The following is a 2,410-nucleotide window of genomic DNA, read 5'->3' as shown; positions in this document are numbered from 1 at the left end:
GCCGCCGGCCGCGCCCGGCGCCCGGCAGAGCCGTTGCAGGGCGTCGACCACGTCGGCGGTGGTGGCGTCGGAGACGTAGTAGGGGTACGGCTTGACGTGCAGGACCGCCCGCGCGGCCCGGCCCTCGGCGAGGAGATGGGCGATCAGCAGCAGGTCGGGGACGAGTTCGCGGCCCGCGTTGTCCGCGACCAGGACGAGGGTGGCGCTTGCGTCGGGCGGCAGCAGCGCCCAGAGTGCCTCGCTGTCGTCGGCGACCAGTGCGGGGGCCGGTTCGCGGGTCTCGGCGCCCGTGGCGGAGAGCTTGAAGCCGAGGTCGGCGCGGTTGCCCCACAGTGAGCCGTGCAGCAGGGCGCGCGCCCGGTCCGCCTCCGGCAGGCCCCGCAGGCCGTCCAGGGCGGCGAGTTCCCCGTCGGTCTCCGGCGCGTCGAGTTCGGCCCGTTTGAACGGGCGGAAGGGGTCGACACCCTGCCAGGCACCGGGGCCGAACCAGCCGACGGCGTCCAGCAGCCGGCGGTAGAAGTAGCTCTCGGACCACAGCCACGGCGCGTCGTACCAGGACCGTCCGGCGTGGTCGGCCAGGTCCCAGTCGTGCCACCGGTCCCGGTCCGGGGCGTCGGCAGGAAGGGGTTCGATCACCCCTTCGGTGCAGCTCTTCAGCAGGTCGTCCAGGGCCTGGTGCTGCTCCGGGCCGTAGGGGAAGGCCTCCCGCACCTGCCGGATGATCGCCGGGTGCCGCTCGGCCAGCACGCCGTGCGGGAACGAGCCGGGTTCGTTGCCGAGGATCACGGGTGCGAACGGGGTGTGGGGCATGTCCGTCACCGTACCGCGCGCGTCAGGCGGTTCTGATCTCCCGCTCCAGCTGCGTGGCGAGGCTGACGTAGCGGGGGCGGCGGTGCACCGGGACCAGGCCGCGGACCACGAGGTGCCACATCTCGGCGACCCGGCGCGGAAGCCGTCCCACCGGTTCGAAGCGGCCGGCGATCCGGGTGCCGACGAAGAAACTGACGAGCGAGTGGGCGACGACGCCGACGTCGAGGTCGCCGTGCACGTCGGCCTCTCTGACGGCCCCGTTGAACTTCCGCGTGGCGAACTCCAGCCATTCGGTGTAGGGGTGCCGCAGGGGCGGCCGCAGGGCGATGTCGGCGGTGGCGAGGCGGAGTCCGGCGCGCGGCACCGGGTCCTCCACGGCGAGCCGGGCGATGCCGAACGTGGTCCGCATCAGGGCCTCCAGCGAGGAGTAGCCGTGGCTCTCGACGTCGGCCACGAGCTGCTGCGCGGCTCTGGCCTGGAGTTCCAGGATGGCGTGGGCCAGGTCCTCCTTGGCGGCGAAGTGGAAGTACAGGGCGCCCTTGGTGACCTTCGCGTGTGCGACGATGTCGCTCAGGCTGGTGGACTCGTACCCGTACCGGTCGAACAGATCGGCGGCGGCCGTGATGATCGTTGCCCGGGTCTGTTCGGCGCGTAACTGCCTCGCCATCCTGGGACCCCTCCTCGCGAGTCGTACGAACGGGACATGCGGTTTGTTTTTAACCCCTTGCATACGATAACTCACCGATCCCCGACGGGAGTCCGCGCACCCCGGTACCGCTCGACACGTGTCACCCAGGGCCCGAAGACGGTTCCGGCCAGCCACGGGACGACCGGCGCCGTACCCGTGATCGCCACGATACGAGGCCGGGTGCCGGCTCTCAACGGGGGCTCGCGGGAGACGCAGAACAGTCCAACCGGTCCATTACCGGGCGCGGTTGGACCGTGCGGCGGGCGGCGTACGCCGGACCGGCTGAACGCGGGGGGCGTCAGCGCCGTACCTGACGCCGCAGAACTCCGTTCCCGCGCCCGCCTAGGAGATCTCGCGGATGACCAGGACGACCACCCGCCTGCGCGTCACGGCGGCCGCCGCCGCGGCCCCGCTCCTGCTCCTGTCGTGGGCCGCCGGGTCCGCCCGGGCGCACGGAGCCCCCACGGATCCGGTCAGCCGGGTCTACGCCTGCTCCCCCGAGGGCGGCAGCACCGCCGGGAGCGAGGCGTGCAAGGCGGCGGTCGCCGCGAACGGCGCTCCGTTCACCGCGTGGGACAACCTGCGCGTGCCGGGAGTGAACGGCCGTGACCGGCGGCTGATTCCGGACGGCAGACTGTGCAGCGGGAACCTGCCGGCGTACCGGGGCCTGGACCTGGCCCGCCGGGACTGGCCGGCGACGCGGCTGACGCCGGGCGCCCGGCTGACGATGACGTACGCCTCGACGATCGCGCACACGGGCTCGTTCGAGCTGTACCTGACCAAACCCGGCTACGACCCGGCGAGGCCGCTGAAGTGGTCGTCGAGGAGTGCGCCACCGGGATCCTGGCCGCCGAGCCGGACGTGGTCGGCTTCACCACCACCTTCATGCAGAACGTCACCTCCCTCGCGCTG

The 2,410-nt window shown here is 72.5% G+C and carries 3 protein-coding genes; 1 reads left to right on the top strand and 2 read right to left on the bottom strand.

The features are described from left to right. The coding region (locus tag ACWEN3_RS45330) for an ARMT1-like domain-containing protein (RefSeq protein WP_452984146.1) at positions 1-810 on the bottom strand (810 nt) is incomplete at its 3' end. A 22-nt stretch (positions 811-832) separates the two neighbouring features. Beyond that, positions 833-1,477, bottom strand: coding sequence for a ScbR family autoregulator-binding transcription factor (locus tag ACWEN3_RS45325; RefSeq protein ID WP_452984144.1), 645 nt, complete (start codon positions 1,475-1,477; stop codon positions 833-835). Positions 1,478-1,856: 379 nt separating this feature from the next. Here ACWEN3_RS45325 and ACWEN3_RS45320 point away from each other — a divergent pair. Beyond that, the coding region (locus tag ACWEN3_RS45320) for a lytic polysaccharide monooxygenase (protein WP_452984142.1) at positions 1,857-2,410 on the top strand (554 nt) is incomplete at its 3' end.

It is taken from the genome of Streptomyces sp. NPDC004561 (assembly GCF_053602155.1).
This window is presented reverse-complemented; position numbering and strand designations above follow the sequence as displayed.